Here is a 20,344-nt window from a genome sequence, read left to right on the forward strand (position 1 = left end):
TGGGAATGAGGCGCGCGGCAGAACATTGCAACCGAACGGGGGGAATGGAAATCAGGGATGGAACGCCACGACCGCACCCCGGCCTCGGCCTCGGCGATAGGCGAGAAGGCACGCGGGACCACCGGGCAGCATCCGGGTGGCACGGGCGCAGCTGCCGTGAGAACCATCTCGCCGACCTGACCATTATCGGGACTTTCACAGGTAAGTGAAACGGATTCGACTTTGCCGCTCGATAGGCTCGAAGCCATAGTTCAATCCGAATAGTCCCTACGCTGTCGGGCTTCGAACGCTGAATACGCACCACGCACCGACCGGGCCCGCATCCGCCCCAAGCACCTGTCAGACCGACACGCTGCTGCAGAACACGCGGGATCACGACACCTGCCCGGCTCGATGAGGTCGACGAACCGACCTCGGGCGATATGCCGCCTGCACCGGTGCGACAGCTTCATCCGCTTATTCGAACCGGCCCCTGATGGTTCGAGCAGGCACAGCATTCGCGCAGCACCGCGCACCCGCTGTGCATTCGCGACCCGACTCTCCGGAGGACTCCACCGTGCCATTTTTTCACCTGCCACTCGTTCACAAGCCCAAAGCCAGCAGCCCCGCAGCCAGCACTACGCCGGCTCACCACGGCATACCCGCCCGTCATACCCTGATCGCCGTCGCCGCGATCACGGCCGTGACCCTGGCGATCCTTGCCCCGGTGATCACGCCGACCACGGAGGCGGCGTCCGCCGCTCCCGCCCGGACCGTCATCGACAGCACGTCGCCGAAGATCAACTACACCGGCACCTGGCGCAGCACGCGCAGTGCCGCCGACCGCGGCGGGTCTGTGCGCTTTCAGTTCAGCGCCGGCAGCGCGTCGATGACCTTCACCGGATCCAGCGTCGCCCTGATCACGCGCACCACGAAGAGCTCGGGCAAGAGCACCGTCTCGATCGACGGCAAGGTCGTGGCCACGCTTAACGGCTATTCCGCGACCACCGTGCACCAGAAGACCGCCTTCAGCACCACGAGTCTCTCGGACGGAACCCACACGATCAAGGTCAGTCGTACCGGCAAGAAGGATGCGCATTCAAGCGGCACCAACAGCATCATCGACGCCTTCGTCGTGAACGCCGCGACCGGCACCGCACCGGCACCGGCACCAGTACCGGCACCGGCCCCCGCGTCGTCGCCCTCCGTGCACCGCTACGCGGACTGCCCCGCAGCAACGACGACGGTACGCACGGCCGACCAGCTCATGGCCGCCGTCGACCGCGCCGGTCCCGGCACCGTCATTCGGATGGCCCCTGGCACCTACCGCGGCCAGATCAACATGCACGCCAACGGAACCGCCGCCAATCCGATCTGGGTCTGCGGTTCGCGCGACGCGGTGATCAATGTCGGCAGCATCCAGGACGACCACGGCATCCAGATCAAGAATTCCTCGAATCTGGTCATCGCCGGCATGACCGTGACCAACAGCCTCAAGGGCATCAGCGTGATCGGCGGCACGAACGTGACGATCGCCGACACCCGCGTCGACCACATCGGCTACGAGGGCATCCACCTGCGCGCCTTCACCACCGACAGCACGGTCGTCGGCAACACTATCTCCAACACCGGAGCCCGCGACGCCTCATATGGTGAGGGAATTTACATCGGCACCTCGGAGAACAACTGGTGCGAGCAGACCACATGCGGTCCTGACCGCACCGACGGCACCCTCGTACTCGGCAACCGAATCAGCCGCACCGGGGCCCAGCCCATCGAGGTCAAGGAGGGCACCTCGGACGGCGTCATTCGTGACAACGTCATCGACGGCGCCAACGCCATGCCGCGCGCGGAGGAATGGGTCAAGGTCAAGGGAAACGACTGGACGATCGACGGCAATCAGGGCGCCAACAGCCCGCTGCACGGCTTCGCGGTCAACGGAAGCGTCGCGGGCTGGGGGCTGCGCAACACGTTCACCGACAACTCGGGCGCCGTGAACGCCGGAGGCTACGCCTTCTTCATCCACGAAAAGGGCAGCAAGGGGTCGAGCAACACCGACCTGTCGTGCTCGAACTCGGTCACGCGAGCCAGCGAGGGATTCTCCAACCTGGCCTGCACCCCCTAGCCGAAGAGTCTGAAGGGCCCCCAGCACGCTGTCCCAGCGCGCTGGGGCCCTGTTTTGTAAACGGCGCCGGATGCACCGCCAACGTTTGATTTTCGGGGCTGACAAAATCTCAAGAGTTTCAAAACCACTCTAGGCACTTTCACAGGAATAACGGACGCCGCTGCTGCCAACCGTTCCCGCTGACACAAACTTCACGCCCTCGCTCGTGTGGCATAACCCACAATGGGCAATAACACTGATCAGCGCCAAATCCAGAGGTCTTCTCAGTTTCCCCTCCGGGCCAGCCGCCGGGAGGCGCGACGTCTCGCGCGCTCCCCCGCGAGACGGAGGCTTCAACATCCGCTTGTTGAAAGCCCACAAACCCATTTGCACACGGGCAACGCGCAGCACTTCAGACGCTAATTGACGAAGTGAGACCGGCAGCACAACCGCCGGCTATCACAAAGATCATGTGCGTCGGGACCCGTCGGGTTCACGGACGTAACCATCCCGTCCATGAACATCCGGAAGGTCCCACCATGTTGTTCCCCCGCTTTTCCCGACGTGTCACCATTGCGGCCGTCGCAATCGCCGCGCTGGTTCCTCTCACGGCCATCCTTCCCGTCGGCGTCGCATCGGCCTCCGCCGCGACGGCGCCCGCCGGCACCACGGTGATCGACAGCACCTCCACCCAGATCAAGTACTCGGGCACCTGGCGCAGCACCGGCTCCCCCTCCGATAACGGCGGGTCCGTGCAGTTCGCCTCCGCAACGTCGAGCGCCTCACTGACCTTCACCGGGTCGACCGTGGCCTACATCGCGCGTCTCACGAACAGCTCGGGTACGAGCACCGTCTCGATCGACGGCAAGGTTGTGGCCACGGTCAACGGCTACTCGGACACGACCAAATACCAGCAGAGCCTCTTCAGCACCTCGAACCTGTCGAGCGGAACGCACACCATCACGGTCAGCCGCACCGGCCAGAAGGATGCCCGCTCCACCGGTACCAGCAGCATCATCGACGCCTTCGTCACCCTCACGCCGGCCAGCACCACCACGCCGACCCCGGCACCCGTCACCGCACCCGTCACCGCACCCGTCACTGCGGCCCCCGTCGCCACAACAGCCCCGGTCGAGGCTCCGGCCGGCTCGACCACGTTCGACAGTGAGTCAGCTCAGGTCAAGTACGCCGGCACCTGGCGCACCTCCGGGTCGGCCAGCGACTCCGGCGGCGGAGTTCAGTTCACCACAACGGCCGGAAGCGCTTCATTCACCTTCCAGGGCACGAGCGTGGCCTTCATCACCCGCCTGACCAGCAGCTCCGGTACGAGCAATATCGCCATCGACGGCCAGACCGTCGCCACGGTCAACGGCTATTCGGCCACCACCGCCTACAAGCAGAAGGCATTCAGCACGACGAGCCTGTCGGCCGGCCAGCACACCATCACGGTGACCCGCACCGGCCAGAAGGATGCCCGCTCCACCGGTACCAGCAGCATCGTCGACGCGTTCATCGTGTCGGCCGTGCCGAGCACGGCGCCCACCCCCGCGCCGAGCAACGCCCACCGCTATGCGGACTGCCCCGCGGCCACTGTCAACGTGGCATCGGCCCGGGAGCTCATGGCTGCCGTTCAGCAGGCCAAGCCCGGAACCGTCATCAAGATGGCTCCCGGAACCTACAACGAGCAGGTCAACATGACCGCGAACGGAACCGCTGCCAACCCGATCTGGATCTGCGGCCCCCGGAACGCCGTCGTCAACCCCGGAAGCGTGCAGAACAACCACGGGATTCAGATCTCCAACTCGTCCAACCTCGTCGTCGCTGGCATGACCGTGACCAACAGCCTCAAGGGCATCAGCGTCATCCGCAGCAGCAACGTCACAATCGCGGACACGCTCGTCGACAACATCGGCTACGAGGGCATTCACCTGCGTGCGTTCACCACCGACAGCAAGGTCGTCGGCAACACCATCAAGAACACCGGCAAGCGCGACCCGTTCTACGGTGAGGGCATCTACATCGGCACATCCGAGAACAACTGGTGCGCCCAGACCAGCTGCCAGCCCGACCGTACCGACCGCACCCTGCTCATGGCCAATAACATCAGCCTCACCGGCGCCCAGCCGATCGAGGTCAAGGAAGGCACCTCGGCCGGCATCATTCGCGATAACGTCATCGACGGCGCCGCAGCCATGCCGCGAGCCGAGGAATGGGTCAAGGTCAAGGGCAACGACTGGAGCATTTACAACAACACCGGCAAAAACAGCACCGTGCACGGCTTCGCGGTGAACGGGAGTGTCGCCGGCTGGGGCCTGCGCAACAGCTTCTACGGCAACACAGCTCCGGTCGGCGCCGCCGGCTACGGCTTCTTCATTCACGAGCAGGGTAGCAAGGGCGCCAGCGGCACCAAGGTCTACTGCTCGAACACTGTCACGGCTGCGGGCTCGGGCTTCTCAAACCTGGCGTGCCTTTCTTAACCACCCGGTCTGATCGGCGGTCGAGCGCAGTCCTCCAGCTGCGCTCGACCAGCGGAAAGACAGCGGCCGCCGAATAGGTGGTCTCAAAGGCGGATCTGGCCAGATCCGCCTTTTTGGCGCGCCAGACGGCATCCGTTATCGCCCGCTGCAGCGCCGCCTCGAGCGAGTCGACGTCACCCGGTTCCACGATCACCCCCACGCCGTTCGCCAGCACGGCCGGCACGCCGCCGACCCGGGTCGCGACCACACAGTTGTTGCGGGCCATCGCTTCGAGAATGAACATGGGCATCGCCTCGTCGCGCGAGGGCAACACCGCGATCGACGATCGCTCCAACAATTTCATCAGCGCCTCATGACTGAGCGCTCCCACGAATTCGCCACGGGTGAGCGGCACCGCCGGCTGGTCGACGATCGGGCCGGCTATGACGAGTCGCCACAGCGGATGCTCCGGCGCGAGCCGCCGCCACGCCGCCGCGAGCACGTCTACGCCCTTACGTGTGCTGACCGCACCGCCGAACACGACGAGCGGTTCGATCTCGCGCTGCACACCGTCGGCGACCGCGTTCGGCACGAGCACAACCCGCTCCCCCGGCACGAATTCGGCGGCCGCAGCGCTCGACTCGGCCGAGAGGGTGAGCACCACATCGGCCGCGCGCAGCACACGCCCGACCAGGCCGGGGCGCTTCTGGGCGAAATCGGCGAAGGAACTGCCGTGCAATTGCGCCACCGTGGCAAAGCCGCGGGCCTGGGCGAGGGCCAGCAACGCGCCCTCGCGGGCGAAGGACCCGCCCTGCGACAGGTGAGCGACCACCACGGTGCGTCCCGGGTCGGCCAGCCGCAGCACCTTCCAGCCGGCGGATGCCGCCACGGCGACGGCCCGTGCCCCGCCACTGCCGTCGCGCGAAGAAATCATGCGCAGGTCGAAGTCGGCGAAGGAATGCGCCAGATACCCGTTGACGACCTGGCTCATGCCGCCGGCGACCTCCCCGCTGCGCCCGATGTGCACCGAGAGCAGCCGTTCGATCGGCGGCGAGTGGACGGGCGGGACGGGAACCGGGGTCGACTGCGGATGGGTACCGGCAGCGGGAGTAGCCGAGGGCTTCGTGATGGCCGGCGGCCCCAGGGTGATCGGTTCGGTGTCGATCGGCTGCGTGTCACCGGGTTCGGCGAGGCTCACCGCACGCTTTCGATCGTCAGCACCTGGTCGAGCAGGCGGCGCACGGTCTGCAGTTCGTTCTGTGCCTCGGCCAGTCCGGCCAGAATGGCTGTGCGACGGCCGAGCAGGTTCTGCAGCCGTCCCGCAATCTCAGCGGCCGATAATCCGGCGCTGATAATGCTCACGTCGTGCAGTCCGGCGGCGGCGAAGTGACGGGCGATCTTGTCTGATTTGCCATCCACCAAAAGCGCGGCCGGAACCGCCCCCTCGGTGAGAGCGCCGACGAGTACGTGCAGGCGATCGCTCACGGCGATCGCCGCCCGCCGATACAGGGCGCGCAGACGCTGCTCCTGCTCGTCGTGCCCGGTGCCGTTCCAGCGCAGCGCCTGCCCGCCGAGGTCGGCGGCGAGCTGGCCGCACTTCTCGTCATCGCGCAATACCTGGGTGACGCACCAGATCTCAAGGCCGTTGTCGTCCGCGACGGTGCGCACGCCGGCCAGCCAGGCACTGTTCGGGTAGTCGAGGTCGGAGCGCATCGACACGACGAGCACGTCGCGTCTCTCCACCGGAACGTCACGCGCTTGGTTCGCCCCGGCGCCGGCGAAGGCCAGATCCGGCATGACGCGGCCCTGCCCGAGATACCCGGCCGTGGCCGCATCCCGCCACAGCGACACGTTGGACAGCGCGATCGACGGCCCCATCAGGGCACGCGGCAGCGGCGCGAAGTTTCGGCTGCCGACCCCGACCCGGGCGACGCGGCCGTGCCGGGCGCGAACCAGAGCGAGCACCGGCAGCATGGCGAGGTGTTCCTTCATGCCGACCAGGGTGAGTTGAATCTCGCCCGGCTTGAACACGTAGGAGGCCCGTCCGCGTGCCGCACTCGCAAGCGCCGCCAGGTACCAGCGGCGAAACGAACGGTACTGCACGTCATCGGGCCCGAGGCCGAGGCCCTCGGCATATCCGTCGGGGGCGTCGCCGACATAGACGTGCAGCGGGCCGCTCGCGCGGAGCCAGTCGAGCAATTGGCGACGCAGCAGAATGTCGCCGATGTTGTCGAACTGTCCGCGGGCGGGTACGAAGATGTCACGCCGCATCCGCTGCTGCAGCGCTGGTTGCCTCATCGCTCGCTGGGCAGCGGAATACGCACCCCGGTGTCGATGGCACGTCCGGCAGCGAAGCGGATGACGTCGGCCGTCAGGTCCGGCGCGTCAACGGCCCTGGCAACCCCAAGGTACTCGGCGAGCTCGGCGATCTGCATTTGGTGGTCGTCGACGTGTTCGCTACGGTGCTTGCGGCGGGTCACGATCACCGGGAAGATGCCCATTTCGAGCAGCCCCATGAACGTGCCGACGCCGGCGTGGGTGATCACGACGTCGGCGTTGAGCGCGGCGTCGATGAACTGCGCGGTCGGCATCATCTGGTGCACCTGGCCGAGGAGGTCGGTGCGGTCGGTGGTGAAGCCGAGCTGCCAGACGGTGTGCTCATCGGCCAGGCCGGTCGCAAGCACCGCATCCACGAGGGAGTCGAATCGATAGCCCTCGATGGTGCCGAGGGTAACGAACAGTCTGGGGCGCTCCGGCGCGGGCCGGATCAACGAATGGTAGGTGGACAGCACGCTCGGGTGGGTTTGCCAGCGATTGGTGGCCCACGCGGGATGCTGGGTGCGCACGCTGACCAGGTGGCTGGCGGCGAGCATCCGCCCGCTGAGCGATGGGCCCTCGACGCGGGAGACGCTCTCGATGTACAGGCTCGGTACGCCGCTGATCGCGGCCTGCGGAAGCGCGGCGACGGCGAGGCCGGCGCCGGTACTCACGGCGCCCTCAAAGGTTTCGTGCTTGAGCACGCGGCGCACGATGCCGGCCGCTCGCATCATGCCGAGGTAGTCCCTGGGGCGCACGTACGGCACGTGGATGCGCCGTTGGCCGGCCAGCAGCGAGCGGCTCTGCATGGAATCAAAGGTGACCCAAAGCGAACTGGGCGAGGCGCCGAGCCCCGGCGCCAGCCGCACCAGCTGGGCCAGGTGCCCGCCGGTGGAGGCGACGAGCAGAAGCTTCCGCTGCCGGGAGGGCGACGGATTTATCGGGTAAGACGGGTGAACGGACACTGAGACTCCCTTCGGGTAAAGCCTTGTAGAACTGATTCGAACGTGCGTCTTCGAACGTGCGCTATACGGATGGGACGGGTCAGCTACCAGGTGACGCGTTGTTGGGCTTCGGTCGGAGCCGACTCGCTGTCGGGCGAGATGGAACGGCTCGCGTCGCTCGGTCGACCGTCGACGGTTCGGGGGGCACGGGGAGCCGGACGCATCGCAGCCGCGAACCCGCCGTCACGCACGAGCGCGTCGGGGCCGCGGGTTGGAACCATGGCGAGAACGACGCCGAGGGGCGTGGTTCCGACCGCTTCGAGGGCGTCGAAGGCGGCGAGCAGTTCGGGTTCGCGCACCCGGTTCGCGCCGACGACGAGTAAGGTGCCGCCGGTCCACCGGCTGAGCACGGCGGCGTCGGTCACCGCGAGCACCGACGGGGCGTCGATGAGCACGTAGTCGTAGCTGCTGCTGAGCACGTCGAGCACGGTGCCCATGGCGGTCGATCCGAGCAGTTCGCTCGGGTTGGTGGGGATCTTTCCCGACGACAGCACGGTGAGCGGATGCTGCGTGCCCCACGATTGCAGGGATTCCTTGAGCTGCACGTCGCCGAGAAGCACCTCGGTGAGGCCGCGATCAGCGTCGAGGCCGAGGTAGTCGGCAAGCCGGGGCGTGCGCAGGTCGGCGTCGATCACGGCGACGGTCGCGCCGCTCTGGGCCAGCACGATGGCGAGGTTCACCAGGGTCGTGGTCTTGCCCTCCCCCGTTACCGAGGAGGTCACCACGAGGCTGCGGCGGCTGGTATCGGCGTCGGCGAATTCCAGGTTGGTACGCAGCACTCTGAACGCCTCAGCGCGGGCGCTGCTCGCGCCGTCCGGTGAGATGATCGGCGTGGCGCGGGCTTCGAGCGGAATACCGCCGAGCACCGGTACGACGGTGAGGCGCTCGATGTCGTCGCGGTTGTAGATGCGGCGGTCGAGCAGGCCGAGGATGAGCGCGGTCACCAGCCCGACCAGCAGACCGATGAGCACACCGACGGCGAGGTTGAGGTAGAGCTGGGGCAGTGCGGGGTTGTCGGGGGCGACGGCCGGGTCGAGCACTCCGACCGTGACCGGGCTCGCGCCGCCGTCGGCCGGCGTTTCCAGCTGGTTGATGACGACGTCGGTGAAGCTTTCCGAGACGGCCTGCGCGAGCTGCTGGGCGGCATCCGCTGAGGAGGCGAGGGCAGCGATCTCGATGACGGCTGAGCCGGGCTCGGTCGTGGCCGTGACGCGCTGGGCCAGGTCGACCGCGCTCTCGTCGAGGTTCAGACTCGAAATGACGGGGTCGAGCACGCGGGGGCTTGTTGCGACGTCAAGGTAGTAGGGCAGTTTCTGCACGACGAAGTTGTTGCCCTGCACCAGATCGCCGGGTGTGGACCCGTTCTGAATCTGTGCGGCCACAAACACCCGGGTGGCGGATTCGTATTGCACCGGGGTCAGCAGCGCGGCTGCCGCTGCGCCGACCAGCCCGAGCAGGACGAATGCAACGATGAGAATCCATCGCTTTCGCATAATTCGAACCAGGCGTTTGAATTCCATACGTGCTTCTCCCCGCGCGATTGACGCGTCGTGCTTCGGGTGCACAACGACAGGACCCTATGTTGGCATAAAAATCCTCACTTTTGGACCGCCGATGTTGAGGATTTAATCAGTCCGTGTTGAGGATTTAACCAGATTGTCAATGAGAAACTGACGAATGCTCGCTCGCGTTGCCTCGTTGAGGAGCTCCAATGCGTGTCGTTCACCGGGTTTCACGTCGAGAGTGACGGGCACGCCGACCGCCGTGAGAGCGGACGCCATGGCCTGCCCCTGCTCGACGGGAACAAGTTCTTTTTTCGACATGGCGATGTAAAACGGCGGGTCGGTCGGGTCGACGGAGTACAACGGCGATGCATCACGGGCATTCGGGCACGCTCGAAACTCGTCGCAGCCGAGGTATTGCAGAATTGAGGCGATCGCTATTTTCGACGGGTCGCCGAGCAACAGTCCCGTCTCGGTCAGGTCGACCGCCGGTGACAACGCCACGACCGCAGCGACCCGGTCGCCGCCGGTGAGGTTGCCGGTGCCGTTCGTTCCGATCGAGGAAGCGATGATCGCGCCGGCGGAGCTGCCGAACAGTCCGATGCGTTCGGGATCGATGCCGAACTTGGCGACCTGGGCCGGGTCACGCAACCATTCGAGCGCGTCGGTGACGTCATTCACCTGCGCCGGGTAGGCGAATTTCGGGGCGAGGCGGTAATCCACCGAGAAGGCGGCGAGTCCGCCGTCGGCCAGCTCGGAGCACAGCGCGGTCATACCGCCGAAGTCCTTGGTGCCGCTGTCGAAACCGCCACCGTGAATGAGGATCACCGCCGCGGTGGGTGTGTTCCCGCCCTTGGGCAGACAGGCGTTCAGCAGCAACTTCTCCCCTTTAGCGGTGCCGTATTGCAGGTCGTTCCGCAGTACGACCGAGTCGCTGTGCGCGTTCGCGGCGGGCGCGGTGGGGGTGGCGGAGCATCCGCTCAGCACCAGGCCAACAGCCAGCAGTGCAGCGGATGCCGCGAGCAGGCGGGTTGTCTTCACAGCAGGTCTCCGTTCAATGAGGCCCGATGCGAGACGATTTTGGTCTGGCGTTTGCGGAAGGGACTGACCCACAGAAAGGAGTACCGGCGTAGGAGCTTGGCGAGGTAGAGCGAGGCGACGAGCACGAGGGCAGCGAGCAAAAACGGGAGGGCATTACCGGCGCGCTGCAGCCAGAACGCTTCGGCGAACGGGGCGAGCAGCGCGAGGGCGCTGGCCACGAGAAACAGGTGCAGCAGGTAGATCTGAAAACTGTATTGGCCCAGCGTGTTCATGAAGTTCAGCCACTTCACTCGCACCAGAAGGGTGGCCAGGGCTACGCCCATCGCGACGGCGACGGCGCTTTCGAGCAGAATCAGGCCGGGCACCCGTGAGAGGTGCAGGAGCACGAGCACTGCGGCGAGGCCGACATAAACCACGACGAGCACCGCGGCATGCCAGACGCGCACCCGGGCGGCGAGGCGGTATACGGTGCGTGGAAAATAAACGGCAAGGATGAAGAAGATGAAGTTGGCGGCGACCCGGTCCCAGCCGACATTGTCGAGATCGAGCACTCCCGGCGTTGTCGACAGGATGGCCAGGGCGCCGGCGAGACCGATCTGCACTCCGACCGGCAATTTACGCAGCAGCCAGGCCAGCAAGGTGAACAGTGCCAGGGCCCAAATGAACCAATAGCTGCTGGTGGGCCAGACCGGCAGCAGCACCATATTGAGCAGGTCGGTCGGGGACCGTTCGGTGCCGCGCAGGTGCGGCACGACGAGGTAGAACACAACCCGAATGAGCGACCACAGCAGGTACAGGTAGACCAGGGTGAGCAGGCGGCGGCGCCACAGATCCGACAGGCTCCAGGTGAGCATGCGCCGGGCGGTGAGACCGGCGATGAAGAAGAACACCGGCATGGGAAAGTAGCTGAGCACGAGGCGCAGCCGCGGGGTGCTGCCGGCCAGCCCCAGGTCGTTGAGGAACAACGACGAGTGGTAGAGCACGACGAGGATGATCGCCGCGCCCTTGGCGAAGTTGATCCACTCGCGATTCTCGGGGGCCTGTATCTCTTTCACAAGCGAAATGTACACGAGAAAAACTCAAGATGGTATCTCGGACCGGCTTCTAGGGGGCATATTGCGCGAGCGTGTCGGTCTGGAAGGCCTCCTGCAAGGGGGCGAGCTCGTCGGTGGCGATGTTCACGATGGACTGCCCGTTGGCGGACGTTCCGGTTCCGTTCGTTGGCAGGGTGAAGAAGGTGAGGTCGCTGCCGTGCAGGTCACGCAATTGCAGCTCGAGGCCGGTGAGGTAGGCGAAATCGAGGCCGTCATCCACGGCGATCCACGGGGTGACCTGCTCGATTAATCTGGTCAGAGTGGCCGGATTGGTCACCGTTCGTGAACTCATGACGGTGCTCAACATGGCCTTGAAGAGTCGCTGCTGATTGCGCACCCTCGTGAAGTCGCCGTCGGCGAAGGCGTAGCGCTCCCGCGCGTAGGCGAGCGCCTCGGCTCCGGTCACGACCTGCTTGCCGACCGCGAAGGTATGACCCTTGAGCTTGGACGATGCAAACGCTACGGGGTTGTCGATTTCGACGCCGCCGACGGCATCCGTTATGGCTTGAAAACCCTCGAAATCGACCACGGCGACATGGTCGATGCGTGTCTTGATCAGGCCTTCCACTGTCTCGACGGCGAGCGGAACTCCGCCCCAGGAGAGCGCCGCGTTGATCTTGGCCTGGCCGTGGCCCGGGATCTCCAGCCAGCTGTCACGCAGGATAGACATGACCCAGACACCCTCGCGGTCGGCCGGGAGGTGCACGACCATGATCACGTCGGAGCGCTGGCCGGTCAGGTCGGTGATCGACGCGTTGTGCGCGCCGCGCCTGTCGGAGCCGAGTACGAGAATATTCTGGGCTTCGGCAACCGCGCCGACGCTTGCCGGTGGGCGCACGGCGGCGGGCGGGAAGACCGTGCTGAGGGTGGCGACCTGGTCGTCGAAGGATCGGCTGAGTTTGTAGGCGCCGACCCCGCCGGCGCCGGCACCGAGAAGAACAAGGGCCAGAACGCTGCCCATGACGATGTGCCAGCCTCTGGTGCGGCGCTGGTGACGGAGTGCGTACGGCACGGTGCTGCCTCCTGCTACCGCATTCGGGAGCGGTGTGCACACCGTAGGCCCGTCACCCACTGCGCGGAATGGGCTAGCTCCCGGTCAGCCCCGGACTGGGGGTAAAAGCACTACTGGGTGTGCGCCGCCCGCCTGTCGCGGGCCATCTGGCGCATAACTCCTGCAATTTGTTGCCGGCTCCAGAAAGGGCCCCGGAATCACGCGGATGCGCCTTTTCCCACTGCGAATTTGCAGGAGTTATGCGCAGAAAAAGAGGGGGGCAGGGGTGAAGGAAGGGGAACAGCCGGGGGCAGGGTAATAAAGAGGGCGGGCGGTGGATCAGACAGTGACGTAGCGGGGGATCAGATCTTCGAGCAGGGCTGCGGTGTTCGGCCAGCCTTCGACGGCGATGCATTCCACGCCGAGCACCTTGACCGGGTAGTCGTTGCCGTTCTCGTCGAGGCGGTCGCCGACGAACAGCATGTCGTCGAGGTCGACACCGGTGAGGTCGGCGAGGCGCTTCATGCCGTAGGCCTTGTCGATACCCTGCCGGGTGATATCAACGGATGTCGATCCGCCGGAACGCACCTCGAGATCGGGCAGCAGGGCCTGCACGGCCTCGCGCAGCGTATTCTTCTTCTCGCCGCTGGAATCCCAGGCGATCTTGGCGGCGACCGGGGCGGCCTGACCGAGTGCGGAGAAGGTGATCTGTGAGCCGCGGTCTTCGAGAATCGGCCCCCACGTGTCGCTCTCCCAGAAGCCGAGGCTGCGCGCGGTCTGCTCGACCGCGGCGAGGGCCCGCGTCTTTTGGTCGTCGCTGAGGTTTTCAGCGTAGATCTGGGTCCACCCCTGGGCATCGGCTCGATAGTACTGGGTGCCGCAGGTGGGCATGAGGTGCAGGCGGGCGAGCTGTTCCGGGCCGATTTCCGGCAGGTTGTCGATGATCTGCGCCTGGAACTGACCGAACTGGCCCCCGGAGATGATGCAGACCTCGGTGACGTCGAGCAGCTTCACGAGCAGGTCGATCATGCGCGGGTCGAGCGCGGATTTGGACGGTGCGAGCGTATCGTCCAGGTCGAAGGCCACCAGGCGGGGAAGAGTAGGCATCAGGCCACTCTATCGGCGGCAAGCGTCGGGCTGCTGTGCGCGGTGGCGGGGTGGCAGGGCGGACGAGGCTGCGCGGTGGCGGCAAAGCGGGTTGGCGGCGGGTGGGGCTTGCATATCGGGGTGTCGCAGCGGCGGGAGTTGTTAGCCTGAGCGGGTGCGCACTGACTTTGATCCCCGAGACCTTCCCCGCCGCGACTTCTACCGCCTGCTCAATTCGCTCGTTGTGCCGCGACCGATCGCGTGGGTGTCGAGCCGGTCGGCGGCGGGTGTCGACAACCTGGCGCCGCATTCGTTCTTCACCGTGGCATCCGTTTCGCCGGCCATCGTGCAGTTCACCTCGGTTGGGGTGAAGGACACCGTGCGCAATATCGTCGCGACCGGGGATTTCGTGGTGAACTTCACGCCGGAATCGCTGTTTGAGGAGGTCAACGCGACCGGCACCGACTTCGCAGCGGACGAGAGCGAGTTCGACCGCGCCGGGCTCACCAGGGAGCCGAGCCTGACCGTGGCCTCGATGCGGGTGGCCGAGTCCCCCGCGGCGATCGAATGCCGCCTGCACTCGACCCTGGCGATGGGCGACTGCACGCTCGTGTTCGGCGAGGTGACGCAGGTAGCGGTGTCGTCTGCGGTGCTGGACGGGGCGCATCCGCTCATTGGCAAGCTGCGCCCGCTGTCACGCCTGGGTCTCGACGAGTGGGGAACCCTCGGCGAGGTCAAGGAGATTCAGCGCATTCGGGCGAGCGACTGGCCGCGCGAGTTTCGGCCGCGCGAGCACTGACGGCCGGCGCGATCAGCGTTCGGCCGCGCGAGCGACAGAATTCCCACGCCCGCAGATGCTGCCACTACGTGCCGGGCCCACCTTATGCAACTGGGCCCATGAAACCGCCCTAACCTGGGCCCAGCTTCCGGGCCCGGGCCCGGAAATATGACCCACCTTCTGAACGGGCGCCGCAGGACGCCTATGCAGCCGGCGGGAACAGAGCCTCGGCGAGCAACGGGCCGAGCTGGGTGCTCGCCTCGCGCACGAAGTGCTGGCCGTCGAAGAACACCGGGGTGTTGTCGATGACGGCCGGGCAGCTGCTGTCGACGCAGAGCCAGGGCACGACGTTCACGTACTGGGCGAAGTCGCCGTGCCCTTCGACCGCGGACTGCTCCGCCGCTACGACCTTTTGGTAGAGGCTCGACGGGCTGTACGCGCAATCGGCCGGGTTGCTCGTGAGGGTTTTGCACTCCGCGAACGGCGTGCTGGCCGGCGGCGGTGACAGCACCGCCACGTGCTCGGTAGACCCCTGCAGCGCAGTGATGGTGTCGGCGGTCGCGGTCTGCCATTCGGTGAGCGCTACGGCTCCTTCATTGCCGCTGGCGAGGCGCACGATGGAGCCGGCCAGGCTCGACATGATCACGAGGTCGGGCGAGAGCCGGGCGACCTCAGCGTAGACCCAGGCGTGGTGGTCGTCGCAGGTGGCGGCCGAGGCGTCGGAGGCGTTCTTGGGGGCGACCGAGATATTGACGGCCGGGCAGGAGAACATGGTGAGCGAGTGAACGTTGTAGCCGAGCGGTTCGAGGGCGGCGCGAATGGCGGGCATATAGCTGATCGCCATGGAATCCCCGAGCAGCACCGCGGTCTTCGTCGCGGCCGGGTCGCCGTAGCGGCATCCGGCGGCGTTCTTCGCGCTGACCGAGAGGCAGTTGTCGTCAATCCACTCCGGGGCGCCGGAGTTGTCGCCGAGCGCGTCGAAAGCCGGGGTGGTTTCGGGCCACGCGGTCGCGGCCAGGGCCGCGGTGATGGCTGCCTGTCGGGCGGCCAACAGGGTGGCCGGTTCAGCGGGCGTCTCGATGCCCAGGTTGGCGTCCGCGCCGAGAGCGGCCGGGCCGGCGGCCGGGCCCGACGACGCGCCGCCCTTCAGCGCTACAAAGGAGACCGACACGATGACGAGGGTGACGACGACGAGGGCGCCGATCCAGCCCTGGGCCGCGGTGAGGCCGGGGCGGTGCCGGGTGGCGGGGCGGCGCATCCGTTCTCGCTGGCGGGTCTGGGAATTCTCGAGCCAGAGTGAGTGCCGAATGGGGTCCTCGACGAAGTGAAAGGAGAACACCGAGAGGGCCAGCATGAGCCCAAACGCCAGCGGCAGGTAGACCGGCGAGTCGGTGGCGAAGATGGTGGCGAGCAGAATGGCGACCGGAAAGTGCCAGAGATAGAGGGAGTAGGAGATCTTGCCGATGTAGCGGCTCACCGGATTGGTTAGCGGAAAGAGCAGCCGCTGCTCGGGCCGACCGATGCCGGCGGCGATGACGAGGGCGCTTCCGGCGACGGGCAGCAGACCCCACGGCGCGGGGAACGGCGAGTCGCGGCTGATCAGCACGAGGCTGGCGACGATGAGGGCGAGGCCGAGCCAGGCGAGCACGGGACGCACGGCGGCCGAAAGCTTGGCGATGCCGGGTGCTGCGGCGGCGAGGAGGGCGCCGATGCCGAGCTCCCAGGCGCGAGCGCCGGTTGAGAAGTAGGCGATAGCGGGGCTCGTCGACGTTTCGAAGAAGCTCCAGGCCAGGAACGCGACGGTGATGACGCCGGTCGTGACGGCAACCATGGTCACGAGGGCGCGGGCGCTCAGTGTGCGGCGGCCGGTGAGGGCGAAGATGACGATGAGCAGGAACGGCCAGACGAAGTAAAACTGTTCCTCGACCGCGAGCGACCAGTAGTGCTGCAGCGGGGAGACGGCGTTGGTGGTTTGCAGATAGTCGGTTCCGACGAAGGCGAAGTGCCAGTTGGCGACGAACAGGGCGGAGTAGATGCCGTCCCACAGGGTGCTGAGGGCGCGCGCGCCCGGCAGCAGCAGGTAGCCGACGGCGACAGTGACGACGAGTACGAGCAACGACACCGGCAGGATGCGGCGGATGCGGCGGCGATAGAAGTCCACGAGGGAGATCCGGCCGGTGCGGGCGTGCTCCTTGAGCAGCAGGCTCGTGATGAGAAAGCCGGAGATGACGAAGAAGATGTCGACGCCGATGAATCCGCCCGACGGCCAGCCGAGCAGGTGGTCGAGAATGACGACGATCACGGCGACCGCGCGCAAGCCCTCGATGTCGCCGCGGAAGGTGCGGGTGGCGGACTTGCCCCGGGTGGGGCCGGCGGGATCGGGGGCGCGCTCGTGGCGTTCCAGGACGGACTGAACGGACATGTATAGCCTCCGACTCGGGTTTCGGAACTGGTACCTGTTCGGCCCGACATTCGGGCACGTCCTGCGATTATGACGTAATCTCAGCTATTGAGGCAAACTCGCCCACGGTTGTTTACCCAACCGTCACAACCACGCCGGTGAGGGCGGATGCCGGTGGCTGAGTCAGCGGATCTGCGCTGCTGCTTTCTGCACCGGGGGAGTTTGACGACGAGGGCCACGGCCAGCACGGTCGACCCGGCGATCTGCGCAATTGCGACAACCTGGTCAACGTCGTGCACGCCGGCGCCGACCCAGTGGCCGAACTGCAGGGCGCTTAGGCCGAGCGGATGCCACAGCAGCGGCAGCACGGCGATCGCGAGGGTTCCGCACAGGGTCACCAAGGCGATCGGCGTGGCAGTTTCGTCGTCCCTGGCCTTGACGACCCCGCTCATGGCACCGATCGCTGAGGCGCCACAGATGCTGAATCCGGTGGCTATGAGTAGGGGCTCATGCCCGGGCAGCCCGAATCAGCGGCCGAGCCCGAGGGTGCCCGCGAAGGTGAGGAGCACGATGGCGACGGTGCTCGCGCACGGTCACCCAACCGAGCGCCATGATGTCGACCAGGCTGAGTGTGAGGCCGAGCAGCACAATCCCGAGCTGCATGAACGGTTTCGCGGTGACGGCCAGGCCGGGCGCGCAAGGGTTCCGGCGAGCATTGGCCGTGCGGCCGGGATCTGTCCGACGACGATTCCGAGCACGACGGCCGGCGTGAGCCGGGGATACCCGGTATGGCGAGGTGCACGCCCCAGGCCGCAGCGGCGGCGAGGGCCACGACGAGCACTCCCCGAAGCCCCATTGATACGAGTCTAAGCCGGGTACAACTCGGACGGGCCCCGGCCCCGTCCGTGGGGCCCGTTAAGAGACTGTGCCCGGTTGCCGAAGGTTGGCCCGGAAAGCACTGCTCCGGGCCCCGTCCACAGGCCCCGCAGGTGGATACGAGACCCGGGCTAGGGGCGCCCGAGCCCGTGGTAGGTCCAGCCGGCGGCACGCCAGACGGCGGGGTCGAGGGCGTTGCGGCCGTCGACCACGGTCTTGGTGCGCACGAGCGCGCCGGCCCAAACTGGGTCGAGGTGCCGAAACTCCGGCCACTCGGTGACGAGCACGACGGCATCCGCTCCCCGCAGGGTGTCTTCGAGCGACGACGAATACTGCAGCTGCGGATGCCGCGCCCGCGAGTTCTCGATGGCCTGCGGGTCGGTCGCCACCACCTCGGCGCCCAGGCCGCGCAACTGCACGGCAACGTCGAGCGCCGGCGAGTCGCGCACGTCGTCGGAGTGCGGCTTGAAACTCAGGCCGAGCACCGCGACCTTGGCGTTATAAACCGAGTCGCCGAGCGCTCCCACGGTGAGGTCGACGACCCGCTGGCGGCGTCGCAGGTTGATCTTGTCGATCTCCTTGAGGAAGGCCACGGACTCACCGCGCCCCAGCTCTTCGGCGCGCGCGGTGAAGGCACGAATATCCTTCGGCAGGCATCCGCCGCCGAAACCGACGCCGGCACCCAGGAAACGGCGGCCGATGCGGCCGTCGTAGCCGATGGCATCCGCCAGCTGGGTCACGTCGGCGCCGGTGACCTCGGCGATCTCAGCCATGGCGTTGATAAAGCTGATCTTGGTGGCGAGAAACGCGTTGGCGGCGACCTTGACGAGCTCGGCGGTGGCGTAGTCGGTGATGACCAGAGGGGTGTCGGCGGCGAGGGCCGTGGCGTAGATCTGGTTGAGCAGCGCGGTGGCGTGCTCGCCTTGAGCGCCGGGCGCCACCCCGTAGACGAGACGGTCAGGGCTAATGGTGTCCTGCACGGCGAATCCCTCGCGCAAAAATTCGGGGTTCCAGGCCAGCGACGCGCCGCTGCCGGCCTCGATCAGGTCGGCGAGGCGCGCGGCGGTTCCCACCGGCACCGTGCTCTTGCCGACGACAAGGTCACCGTCGGCCAGATGCGGGATGAGCGACTCGATCGACGCATCCACGTAACGCAGGTCGGCACTGTAGCTGCCGGGCTTCTGCGGAGTACCGACGGCGATGAAGTGCACCTGCGAGCCGGCGGCATCCGCTATGTCCGTGCTGAACCGCAGGCGACCACTACTCATGGCCGAGGTCAGAACCTCGGGAAGTCCGGGTTCGAAGAAGGGGGGCTTGCCGATGGCAAGTTGGGCGATCTTGGCCGCGTCGACGTCGATTCCAACGACGTCGTGTCCCAGCTCGGCCATGGCCGACGCGTGAACGGCTCCCAGGTAGCCGCATCCAATGACAGAAATTCTCATTTATTCCTCTCGGTCATCCCAGAGCCTAGTGGGCGCGGCAGTTCGGCCCAATTCGGGCCGGTTAAGCGGATTCCCCGCTCGCGTCCCCCACTTTCCCGCCGCCCGGTTTCGGCGCCACGCGGCTTCCCGGGCCCGGGCCCGGGAAGTGGGCCCATGATCTAACGCGGGCCCGGTTTCATAGGGTGGGCCCGGCGGCACGAGGCGGCACGAGGCGGCACGAGGGCTCGGTTGGGCGCCGGGCGTACGGGGCAGCGGACAATTTCACAGTCCGCCATGGTTCGGCACCGATTTGCCCGGTTTCTGGCCGATTTTCCGCACTGACGCACCAGCGGATGCCGCGCCCGCCTAGGCCGTGCGGGCCAGCAGGTAGGTGTTCAGGGCGTCGGTCAGCGCCTGATCTGCCGGAAAATCAGAGCCGTCGAGGGCGACCACGGAGACGGCCAGGCGCACGCTGGAGACGAGCCAGACGGCATCCGCTCGGCGAAGTTCGTCGACGGTGACGTCACGGTAGTCGACGGAGGCGCCCTGCGCGCGCAGGTAGTCGAACATGCTCTGCTGCGTGGTGCCGTGTAAAATCGCGCCGCTCGGCGCGGGAGTCACGTACTCCCCCGCGATGCGCAGCACGACGCTCGAAGTTGGGCCCTCCATGACGAAGCCGTCGGTGGTGAGAAAGATGGTGTCATCGGCGCCGCGTCGGTGGGCCTCACGAATCGCCGCCATGTTCACGGCGTAGCTGAGCGTTTTCGCGCCCATCAGCAGCCAGGGCGCCTTCTCGGCGACGCCGCGCGGATAGCCACGGTCGAGGGTGATCACGCGCACGCCGTCCGCCCGCACCGCACTGAAGTCCGCCGCCGCGGCAGCGTGCAGCCAGGCGGTGGGCGCGGGGCCGTGCTCGACGCCGCGGCTGAGCACGAATTTGAGGGCGATCTCGCCGCGCTGCGGAATGCGCGATACGGCGTAGGCGATCGCAGCCCGCCACTGCTCGGCATTCGGCACCGGCAACTCGCAGATGCGCGCAGAGTTGCGCAGCCGGCTGATGTGCGGCTCAACCTCCTGCGGGTGCCCGTTGACGACGGCCAGGGTTTCAAAGATGCCGTCACCGCGCTGGGTGCTCAGCTCCCCGACGCGCAGGGCAGGCGCCGAGGAATCCATCTCGTGGAAGGTGTCGGCGAAGTCGTGCTGCAGCGAGTCGGCGGGCACGGGGTCGATCAGCAGCGTGAAGGGCAGTCTCATGCCCTGAGCCTACTGGGGCATGCGCTTCGCACGAGCGGATG

The 20,344-nt window shown here is 66.7% G+C and carries 15 protein-coding genes; 3 read left to right on the top strand and 12 right to left on the bottom strand.

What is annotated here, in order from left to right:
- Nucleotides 1–556: 556 nt before the first annotated feature.
- Together E3O25_RS04300 and E3O25_RS04305 are read left to right on the top strand one after the other, a co-directional pair.
- Nucleotides 557–2,104, top strand: coding sequence for a right-handed parallel beta-helix repeat-containing protein (locus tag E3O25_RS04300; protein WP_166805967.1), 1,548 nt, complete (start codon nt 557–559; stop codon nt 2,102–2,104).
- 518 nt (nt 2,105–2,622) lie between these two features.
- Nucleotides 2,623–4,560, top strand: a complete 1,938-nt coding sequence (locus E3O25_RS04305; RefSeq protein WP_134360546.1) for a right-handed parallel beta-helix repeat-containing protein — start codon at nt 2,623–2,625, stop codon at nt 4,558–4,560.
- On the opposite strand, the gene E3O25_RS04310 is transcribed toward E3O25_RS04305, so the two are convergent.
- The 8 genes from E3O25_RS04310 to E3O25_RS04345 all read right to left on the bottom strand — a co-directional run bounded on the left by E3O25_RS04310 (nt 4,514) and on the right by E3O25_RS04345 (nt 13,594).
- The gene (locus E3O25_RS04310; RefSeq protein WP_134360547.1) at nt 4,514–5,737 is read right to left on the bottom strand and encodes a glycosyltransferase family 4 protein; all 1,224 of its coding nucleotides are present in this window, start codon (nt 5,735–5,737) and stop codon (nt 4,514–4,516) included. The genes E3O25_RS04305 and E3O25_RS04310 overlap by 47 nt on opposite strands.
- A complete protein-coding gene (locus tag E3O25_RS04315) occupies nt 5,734–6,837 on the bottom strand; it encodes a polysaccharide pyruvyl transferase family protein (protein WP_134360548.1) in 1,104 nt (367 codons plus the stop codon). The genes E3O25_RS04310 and E3O25_RS04315 overlap by 4 nt, the downstream gene beginning before the upstream one ends.
- On the bottom strand, nt 6,834–7,820 hold the full coding sequence (locus E3O25_RS04320; RefSeq protein WP_198410949.1) for a glycosyltransferase: 987 nt from the start codon (nt 7,818–7,820) through the stop codon (nt 6,834–6,836). Before E3O25_RS04320 ends, E3O25_RS04315 begins: the two co-directional genes overlap by 4 nt.
- An 83-nt stretch (nt 7,821–7,903) precedes the next feature.
- Nucleotides 7,904–9,379 (bottom strand): polysaccharide biosynthesis tyrosine autokinase, encoded by a 1,476-nt coding sequence (locus E3O25_RS04325; protein WP_134360549.1) that lies wholly within the window; start codon nt 9,377–9,379, stop codon nt 7,904–7,906.
- 105 nt (nt 9,380–9,484) lie between these two features.
- A complete protein-coding gene (locus E3O25_RS04330; RefSeq protein ID WP_166805969.1) occupies nt 9,485–10,402 on the bottom strand; it encodes an alpha/beta hydrolase in 918 nt (305 codons plus the stop codon).
- Nucleotides 10,399–11,457: an acyltransferase family protein gene (locus E3O25_RS04335; RefSeq protein WP_166787653.1), complete on the bottom strand. Its 1,059-nt coding sequence runs from the start codon at nt 11,455–11,457 to the stop codon at nt 10,399–10,401. Before E3O25_RS04335 ends, E3O25_RS04330 begins: the two co-directional genes overlap by 4 nt.
- Before the next feature lie 49 nt (nt 11,458–11,506).
- Nucleotides 11,507–12,508, bottom strand: a complete 1,002-nt coding sequence (locus tag E3O25_RS04340; protein ID WP_134360551.1) for an LCP family protein — start codon at nt 12,506–12,508, stop codon at nt 11,507–11,509.
- A 318-nt stretch (nt 12,509–12,826) separates the two neighbouring features.
- Nucleotides 12,827–13,594, bottom strand: a complete 768-nt coding sequence (locus E3O25_RS04345; RefSeq protein WP_134360552.1) for an HAD-IIB family hydrolase — start codon at nt 13,592–13,594, stop codon at nt 12,827–12,829.
- A gap of 154 nt (nt 13,595–13,748) precedes the next feature.
- Between E3O25_RS04345 and E3O25_RS04350 the strand changes: the two genes are divergently transcribed.
- Nucleotides 13,749–14,372 (top strand): flavin reductase family protein, encoded by a 624-nt coding sequence (locus tag E3O25_RS04350; RefSeq protein WP_092109794.1) that lies wholly within the window; start codon nt 13,749–13,751, stop codon nt 14,370–14,372.
- A gap of 181 nt (nt 14,373–14,553) precedes the next feature.
- On the opposite strand, the gene E3O25_RS04355 is transcribed toward E3O25_RS04350, so the two are convergent.
- The 4 genes from E3O25_RS04355 to E3O25_RS04370 all read right to left on the bottom strand — a co-directional run bounded on the left by E3O25_RS04355 (nt 14,554) and on the right by E3O25_RS04370 (nt 20,303).
- Nucleotides 14,554–16,773 (bottom strand): acyltransferase family protein, encoded by a 2,220-nt coding sequence (locus E3O25_RS04355; protein WP_134360553.1) that lies wholly within the window; start codon nt 16,771–16,773, stop codon nt 14,554–14,556.
- A gap of 80 nt (nt 16,774–16,853) precedes the next feature.
- Complete coding sequence (locus tag E3O25_RS17350; protein ID WP_370448720.1) at nt 16,854–17,273, bottom strand: YeiH family protein; 420 nt, start codon at nt 17,271–17,273, stop codon at nt 16,854–16,856.
- 486 nt (nt 17,274–17,759) lie between these two features.
- Entirely contained in the window at nt 17,760–19,070 is a 1,311-nt protein-coding gene (locus tag E3O25_RS04365; protein WP_092109788.1) for a UDP-glucose/GDP-mannose dehydrogenase family protein, read from the bottom strand.
- A gap of 345 nt (nt 19,071–19,415) precedes the next feature.
- A complete protein-coding gene (locus tag E3O25_RS04370) occupies nt 19,416–20,303 on the bottom strand; it encodes an aminodeoxychorismate lyase (RefSeq protein WP_092109785.1) in 888 nt (295 codons plus the stop codon).
- Nucleotides 20,304–20,344 lie beyond the last annotated feature (41 nt).

Source organism: Cryobacterium sp. TMT1-3 (assembly GCF_004402315.1).
Taxonomy (GTDB): Bacteria; Actinomycetota; Actinomycetes; order Actinomycetales; family Microbacteriaceae; genus Cryobacterium; species Cryobacterium luteum.

What these genes read in the sequence shown, in the direction of transcription:
- E3O25_RS04355 (WP_134360553.1), bottom strand. Translation starts at nt 16,773, where the DNA reads ATGTCCGTTCAGTCCGTCCTGGAACGCCACGAGCGCGCCCCCGATCCC.
- E3O25_RS04365 (WP_092109788.1), bottom strand. Translation starts at nt 19,070, where the DNA reads ATGAGAATTTCTGTCATTGGATGCGGCTACCTGGGAGCCGTTCACGCG.
- E3O25_RS04345 (WP_134360552.1), bottom strand. Translation starts at nt 13,594, where the DNA reads ATGCCTACTCTTCCCCGCCTGGTGGCCTTCGACCTGGACGATACGCTC.
- E3O25_RS04325 (WP_134360549.1), bottom strand. Translation starts at nt 9,379, where the DNA reads ATGGAATTCAAACGCCTGGTTCGAATTATGCGAAAGCGATGGATTCTC.
- E3O25_RS04370 (WP_092109785.1), bottom strand. Translation starts at nt 20,303, where the DNA reads ATGAGACTGCCCTTCACGCTGCTGATCGACCCCGTGCCCGCCGACTCG.
- E3O25_RS04305 (WP_134360546.1), top strand. Translation starts at nt 2,623, where the DNA reads ATGTTGTTCCCCCGCTTTTCCCGACGTGTCACCATTGCGGCCGTCGCA.
- E3O25_RS04315 (WP_134360548.1), bottom strand. Translation starts at nt 6,837, where the DNA reads ATGAGGCAACCAGCGCTGCAGCAGCGGATGCGGCGTGACATCTTCGTA.